Raw genomic sequence first — 7,342 nt, 5'->3', positions numbered from 1 at the left:
GACTATCTCGAATGACTATCTCGAATGACTATCTCGAATGACTATCTCGAATGACTATCTCGAATGACTATCTCGAATGACTATCTCGAATATCTATCAGATATAAAAAGGCTCCCTGATTAGGGAGCTTCTATTTTGAGCCTCTGCATTAATACTGGAGCTTTTTGTTACTAAGCTTGTGTATCGTTAGTTTAGATCACGACGCTCTAACGTTAGTTTAGACCACGACGCTCTAACGCTAGTTTAAACCACGACGCTCTAGCAGTGCTTCAGTTGTCGGCTCTTGGCCTCTAAAGGCTTTGTAGGCGTCCATAGGTGCAACAGAGTTACCCACTTCACGAATGGTCTTTCTAAACTTAATACCGATTTCGCGATCAAGTCCGCCTTGAGTTTGCACATAAGCAAACGCATCAGCAGCTAGAATTTCACTCCACATGTAGGCGTAGTAACTTGCTGAGTAGCCGCCAGGGAACGCATGGGCAAAGTAAGTTGACTTATAACGTGGCGGCACAGCTGGTAGATTGACGCCGTGCTTGTTAAGCGCAGCTGCTTCGAAACTCGCCACATCTTGTAGCGGGCTACCCGCTTTAAGTGTATGCCACTCAAGATCCAATAGGGCAGCTGACATATACTCTAAGGTGTCAAAACCTTGGTTAAAGCTGCGTGATTTTAATAGCTTTTCAAGTAGCTCTTTTGGAATAGGCTCGCCAGTTTCATAGTGCTTCGCGTAGTTGGCTAACACTTTAGGGTGCGCAGCCCAATCTTCTTCAAAGGTCGATGGGAACTCAACAAAGTCGCGTGATACTGATGTGCCAGACAGTGTTGGGTATTTCACCTTTGAGAACATGCCATGAGTACCGTGGCCCATTTCATGGAACATGGTGGTGACTTCATCGTAGCTAACAAATGTTGGCTCACCAGCTGGCGCTTTTTTAATGTTCATTACGTTAATCACAACAGGCTTGTTGTTTAATAACTCAGATTGGGCCACAAATGAACTCATCCACGCGCCACCACGCTTACCTTCACGTGAGAAGTAATCGGCGTAGAAAATAGCCATGCTGCTGCCATCTTCATCGAACATTTCGTAGGCTTTTACATCTTCATGGTAAACAGGCAGATCTGGGCGTGGTTTAAGTGTCACGCCATATAGCGCTTGTAAGGTGAAGAACACACCATCTTCTAGTACACGGTCAAATTCAAAGTACGGCGTAATTGCACTTTCATCTAAGTCGTATTTTTCTTGACGTACAAGTTCAGCGTAATACGCCCAATCCCACGGCGCTAGCTCAAAGTCGCCGCCAGTTTGATTGATCATGGCTTGGATATCAGCCGCTTCTTTTTCGGTGTTTTTAATTACCGCTGGCACCATAGAGCCAAACATCTTGTAAACCGCTTCCGGTGTTTTAGCCATTTGTGGCTCTAGGCGGTATTCAGCCCAGTTTTTATAACCAAGTAACTCAGCGCGTTCGGCGCGAAGTTGTGCCAGTCTTGCCACTAAAGACGCAGTTTCGTTCTCACCTTCAAGACCACGTTCAGCTGATGCTTGCCAAATTTGCTGACGCAGGGCTCTGTCTTGTAGCTGAGTCAGTACTGGCTGACGTGTAGTGTTGGTGATGTTTAGTTGATACTTAGCTGGGTGACCATTAGCAGCCGCATCGGCGGCAGCTGCTTTGATTGCACTTGCTGATAAACCAGCAAGTTGCTCTTTTGAGTCAACAACAACAGCGATCTCTTTGGTTAAGCGCATTAAGCGCTGAGCAAACTCATTAGTTAGCGTTGACTGCTCAGCATTAAGTACACGGATCTGTTGCTTTTGATCTTCTGTCAGTTTGGCACCCGCACGCACAAAACGTTTGTAGTACACCTCAACTAAGCGATTTTCTTCAGCCGATAAATCTAAACTGTCTCTTTGGTTATATAGCGTTTCTATACGCGTAAATAACGCTGGGTTTAAATTGATATTGTCTGAGTGAGCCGCCATTTTGGGCGCCATTTCACCTTGAATTTTACGCAGTGTTGGATTGCTATCTGTACCCGCTAGGTTATAAAACACCTTTGAAGTGCGGGTCAGTAACTCGCCGCTCTTTTCCATTGCAATAATGGTATTGGTAAATGTCGGCGCTTGTGGGTTGTTGGCAATATCCAAAATTTGCTGATATTGCGCTTGCATGCCTAAAGTTAAGGCTGGCTGAAAATGCTCATCCTTAATTTTTGTAAAGTCTGGAGCTTGATACTGCAAGGTGCTTGCCTGTAAGAATGGATTCTGTGCTTGTACCATAACAGCATTGGTGTTTTCTGGTGATGTGGTTGAGCATGCGCTCAGGGTTAATGTTGCGGCAATGGCTGCTGCAATAACTGACTTATGCATAAAATTTTGACTTCCTTTATTATAATTGTGTTTTTAATTTAACGCTTTGGCGTTAAACGTGTCTTAATGTGAGTCATTTTGTGCATCAATGCTGGGTTTTGTGTTGGTTTTGTTGTGTTTATCACATATTTATAGTTTGGTTGCATCCCTTGTACTTTCTGGCTTTTTATAGGACTGGCGGAGTAAAACTAGTCAAAATAAGCAGTTCAGTTAAAAAGCGAAGAATGACTCACTAAACTTAGTATCTTATTTAGCGAGTTGTGAGGTGATGACGCCGCAGATATTTTTTGTGGCGTGATCGCATGAACTGTTTTGTTAAGATGATTTTTTGCTTAAATTAGTGCTAAACTAGCGCCGAATTCACCTTTAAGGACTTTAGTTTGGCGCAGCTCTATTTCTATTACTCAGCAATGAATGCGGGTAAATCAACTTCGTTATTGCAGTCTTCTTATAACTACCGTGAACGCGGTATGAATACCTTAGTAATGACGGCGTCAATCGATGACAGATATGGCGTGGGTAAAGTCGCATCGCGCATTGGTATTGAAACAGACGCGCAAGTCTTTGGTAGCAACGACAACCTAACTGAAATGGTGCGTGCCAGTCTTGCTGAGCAAGCATTGCACTGTATTTTAATTGATGAATCGCAGTTTTTAAGCAAAGAGCAAGTTAAGCAATTAACTTACGTGGTTGATGTGCTTGATATCCCTGTACTTTGTTATGGTCTAAAAACAGATTTCCAAGGTGAGTTATTCACTGGTAGTCAATATTTGCTTGCTTGGGCAGACAAGCTGGTAGAACTAAAGACCATTTGCCATTGCGGCCGTAAAGCCAATATGGTGGTGCGCCTTGATGGTAATGGTAAGCCAATGCGAGAAGGTGAGCAGGTGGCGATTGGTGGCAACGAAAGCTACGAATCAGTGTGTCGTAAGCATTTCAGAGAATTTATCTGGGACTAATTGCTATTACCCCTAGAGATAAAGTAGGCCAATGCTAGATAGTGTTGGCCTTTTTTATGGCTCATCGCGGATCAGGATTTCTCATATTCAGTTATCAGCCAGTAATAAATATAACGTGAGTCCTTACTAACCTTCAAAGCCCGTTATAATGCGTTTTATATTTTATAAAATATTTATAGTCATTCCATTTTGTAAGTGGTGACTTAAACCGCTGTATTTTTTGTGTTTTTTATGCATAATGCCTCCCTTGTTTTACCCACCTTCGTCTGTGGTTGTACAAGGATTTTCAATGCAGCATAACCAAAAAGTTGCACAACATATTGCCAAGCTACGCAGTGATGTTGATGCCGCGACCTCTCAAGATGACCTGCTCGAGGTTATCACTCAAGTTAAACACCACCCAGGACCATTGGATTATCGCGATAAGATAACGGAGTCTGTTAAGTGGTTACTCGCTAGCGCTTGTGTCTTGTGTATCGTTTTCATTTTTATGCGCCTCTGGTACGAACAAGTTGAGCCGTTAGCTCAGTTAGTGATCGATGACTCTTGCTATTGGCTTCCTGTCGCACTGACTACATTATTAGCCAGTTTTTGCCACGAGCGCGGATGGCTGCCAGTCCCGATGGTAGTTAACTTTACACTGCTGGTGGCAGCAATGGCTCTGGTGACAATATATGTACCTGAATGGCCAGAAGCCTATTGGACTGCGCTGCGTATTTTTGGCTATGTGGTTAGTGTTGGAGAGATTGACAACCAGCAGTTTGCGTTGTGGTTTATTCTGATCATCACCAGTTCAATCACCTGGGTATGGTTAGATTATCGTGCTAATTGGCGTAAACATCTTTCCGATAAAATATTCCTCTGTGACGCGCTATTTAATAATGGCTTAACACAGAGTAAGCCTGCACCCGAAGACAAACTAGATGCACTTGTAAAGCAGTTTGCAGAGTTTCGTCGCGGTAGTGGCACGCGTGATATAGAGCAGATGTTTGCCGGGCAATATCAAGGTGAGCAGCACAGCTTTAAGTATAAGCTTTATCACTTTCAATATACGGTAAAACGCACTCAAACCAGTTCTGATGGTAATGGTGGTTATAAAACCAAAACCGTGCATGAACATCGGGACCGTTACGGTATGTTGCTCGATTTTCCATTCGCTAACGGTTTGTGCCTAGATGCTGAAGACGAGGTAAGTCTTAAAGACTCGGTTTATGCTGAAAAGTATCAAACAGAGTCAAATGCATTTAATGACATTTATCGAGTACAGGCCTGCGATAAACTCACCGCAGCACGCTTTTTAACGCCTGCAATGATAGAAACGTTACTTGACCTTAATCGCAACTTTATTTCACCTATGGTAGAGATCGCGCCAGATGGCCGTTTGTGTATTGCCTCTACCAGTAAGCTGATTATTGAAAAACGTAAACATTCACTGGCAAAGCCAGATGAGTTTTATCAAGAAATTGCCGGCCATACCGAGCTAAAGCGGGTGCAAAAACTGCTTGCAGCAGTCCATGAACTCATGCGCTTATCAGATAATAACTTTGCAAGTGATCCCGGTTTTATTAGTAATGCTAACAATGCTCCAGCAAGCACCGAAGTAAATGATAAGGAGATCAACACTCATGCTGGCTTATAACGCCCAAGTCACGCGTAATATTGCCGCCATTGGTAGCGATGTCGAAGCCGCAAAAAGCCAAGATGATCTTATCGCGTTAGTGCGTAAGGTTGAGCATCATAAAGGGCCGCTAGATTATCGAGATAACTGGTATCGTTTTTTCTGTGCGGTTTCATTATTTTTCGCCTTATTACCGATAGCTTTTGAGTTGGGGTTAGTGGTCCCCGACTTTGTTATGCACATTCTTAAAAGCGCACTGGGCTACAGTGTGATCTGGTATCCGATGTTGGGCTTAGCAACATTGACCCGCTATTTTGAAGACAAGGGTAAGTGCTTACCTGTGCCCGGCCCGCAATGGGGGCGGATGGCATTGATGGCTGCTGTGGGCGCGGCGCTGAATTTAGTTCCACAATGGCCACATTGGTATTGGGATCTGTATTTCGATACCTTGGCCTCGTTTTTAGGCTTGTGGTACCCAAGCTCAGGATTCGCGGCACATAATGGCGTGATAGGCGTTATTATGCTGTTTTGGCTTCGAGGCCGAATGAAGTGGCGTAACAAGCTATCAGATAACATATTTTTAAAAGATGCCTTATTTAATAATAATCTAGAGCAAGTGCCGTTTGAGGGCAAAAAGCTGGCTAAAGAGCTGGAAAGTAGCTTTAGGGAGTTTAAGCGTGGTAACGATTTACGCGAAATTGAAAGCCTCTATAAAAGCACTTATCAAGGTGATATGCATCAATTTGACTACCAGCTTTACCGTTTTCACTACGTTGAAAAACGCACTGAAACCACCACCGATGCCAATGGTAAAACCACTACTCGTACCGTTAGAGACCATTACTATCGCCACGGTGTGTTATTAGATTTTCCGTTTGCAGCGGACATGAGCATCAGTAACGACTTTGGTATCAAGCGTCGAGGGGAACGCTATAAAAGTGCCTCGAATGAGTTTAATCGCCAATATCGAGTTCATGCAGCAGAGCTTATGAGCGCTGCGCGTTTGCTATCGCCAGCGGTTGAAGAAAAGCTCAGCCTATTTGCTAAAAAGTTGAAAAAGCCAGTATTCGAATTCAGCCAGCAAGGAAGATTGTGCTTGGCGGTAACCGATGACTTATTAGCGGTTAAAAGAGTAAACGGTTTAGATAACCCTAAAGCATTCGCTGAAGAGTTAGCAGGCCATACCGAATTAAAGCAAATGCAGAAGATGCTCGAAATCGTGCACGAAGTGATGCGCTATAGCGATAACAATTTTAAAGCCAGTGCTTAAACCGGTGGCCAAAGTGCTTCCGCTTTCAGCCCAAATCAGTTTACTCAGTGATACCCGGTTAAATTGAAGATAAATTAAAGATAAAAAGGAACGTTAAATGGATAGTTTAGTCATCGGCATCATAGTTGTCGTCGTGGTCATCATTGCCATTATCATGGTCTACAACGGCATTATTGGTAAACACAATGCCGTGGATCGCGCATGGGCGTCGGTACTGACTCAAGAGCGCCAAAAGAACAAGATCATTCCAATGGTCGAGCAGTTAGTTGAGCAATATAAACTGCATGAGTCTGAAGTATTAACCAAAGTCACAGAGCTGCGTAGCGCGATTGCCGAAATGAGTTCTGGTGTAGACACCGCAAAGCTTGCCGCCGCCGAGCAGCGCACTCAAGATTTAATGCAAGGCCTTAAAGTGACAGTTGAAGCTTACCCAGAGCTGAAAGCGTCTGATGTATATATGAAGTTAATGGCTGAAATCAGCGAGCAACAAGAGCAAATTGGCGCAGCGATCCGTATTTTCAACGCCAACGTTGAAGACTTTAATAACGCGATTGAGATGTTCCCAGGTTCTCTTATCAATAGCATGTTGGTGCGTAAGCAGAAAATCGCCAGCTTTAGCGATAGCGAAGCACAAGCTGGGTTTGAGTATAAACCTAATTTATAGCCCATTGGTCTGGGTTTTAGCCCTAGTAGGGTAACAGGCTGCGCCAGAGTGACGCTTAATAGCTTTAAGCAATCAAGCTGCGCTTGATAAACGTCGTGGGATTCCATCCCACACCCGGGCAAGGAGGACTGCTCGTCCTTATCCTCCTTGCATCCACCATGACGCCCCGACGGAGTTGTTGACCCTCACTCATCTTCGAAAATCTCTATCGCCTCATCTTCGTCGTCCATGGCTCACCTAAGGCTATTTCGGCATCCATGCCTCAATCACGAGATTGTTCTTCAATGACCTCGGCAACTCCGATAGGGAATTGGTGTTGTCTGTACGTTCAGTAACTAATTTTTGCCCCAAAGTGTGTTTCAAACGAATTATTGTGGCTTAATAAACCTGTACACCGATATGAGGTAAACTCTCCTTAATATAGAACGGTGTAAAAGTAATGAAGACTCAACCAACTTAT

Annotated in this window: 5 protein-coding genes; 4 read left to right on the top strand and 1 reads right to left on the bottom strand. The window is 44.0% G+C overall.

What is annotated here, in order from left to right; translation table 11 throughout:
• Nucleotides 1-238: 238 nt before the first annotated feature.
• The gene (locus L2748_RS22455; RefSeq protein WP_220783296.1) at nucleotides 239-2,371 is read right to left on the bottom strand and encodes a M3 family metallopeptidase; all 2,133 of its coding nucleotides are present in this window, start codon (nucleotides 2,369-2,371) and stop codon (nucleotides 239-241) included.
• A 380-nt stretch (nucleotides 2,372-2,751) separates the two neighbouring features.
• Between L2748_RS22455 and L2748_RS22450 the strand changes: the two genes are divergently transcribed.
• From L2748_RS22450 to L2748_RS22435, 4 genes are all read left to right on the top strand, one after another.
• Nucleotides 2,752-3,330 carry a thymidine kinase gene (locus L2748_RS22450; RefSeq protein ID WP_220783297.1) on the top strand — a complete coding sequence of 193 codons (579 nt, stop codon included), beginning with the start codon at nucleotides 2,752-2,754 and terminating at the stop codon, nucleotides 3,328-3,330.
• Between the two features lie 289 nt (nucleotides 3,331-3,619).
• Nucleotides 3,620-4,969, top strand: coding sequence for a DUF3137 domain-containing protein (locus tag L2748_RS22445; protein WP_220783298.1), 1,350 nt, complete (start codon nucleotides 3,620-3,622; stop codon nucleotides 4,967-4,969).
• On the top strand, nucleotides 4,956-6,218 hold the full coding sequence (locus L2748_RS22440; RefSeq protein WP_220783299.1) for a DUF3137 domain-containing protein: 1,263 nt from the start codon (nucleotides 4,956-4,958) through the stop codon (nucleotides 6,216-6,218). The genes L2748_RS22445 and L2748_RS22440 overlap by 14 nt, the downstream gene beginning before the upstream one ends.
• A gap of 97 nt (nucleotides 6,219-6,315) precedes the next feature.
• On the top strand, nucleotides 6,316-6,882 hold the full coding sequence (locus L2748_RS22435; RefSeq protein WP_220783300.1) for a LemA family protein: 567 nt from the start codon (nucleotides 6,316-6,318) through the stop codon (nucleotides 6,880-6,882).
• Nucleotides 6,883-7,342 lie beyond the last annotated feature (460 nt).

Origin of the sequence: Shewanella sairae, assembly GCF_023283535.1 — a bacterium.
GTDB lineage: Bacteria > Pseudomonadota > Gammaproteobacteria > Enterobacterales > Shewanellaceae > Shewanella > Shewanella sairae.
The sequence above is the reverse complement of the archived record's forward strand: the minus strand, read 5'-3'. Positions and strand labels throughout refer to the sequence as shown.

What these genes read in the sequence shown, in the direction of transcription:
- L2748_RS22435 (WP_220783300.1), top strand. Translation starts at nt 6,316, where the DNA reads ATGGATAGTTTAGTCATCGGCATCATAGTTGTCGTCGTGGTCATCATT.
- L2748_RS22455 (WP_220783296.1), bottom strand. Translation starts at nt 2,371, where the DNA reads ATGCATAAGTCAGTTATTGCAGCAGCCATTGCCGCAACATTAACCCTG.
- L2748_RS22445 (WP_220783298.1), top strand. Translation starts at nt 3,620, where the DNA reads ATGCAGCATAACCAAAAAGTTGCACAACATATTGCCAAGCTACGCAGT.
- L2748_RS22440 (WP_220783299.1), top strand. Translation starts at nt 4,956, where the DNA reads ATGCTGGCTTATAACGCCCAAGTCACGCGTAATATTGCCGCCATTGGT.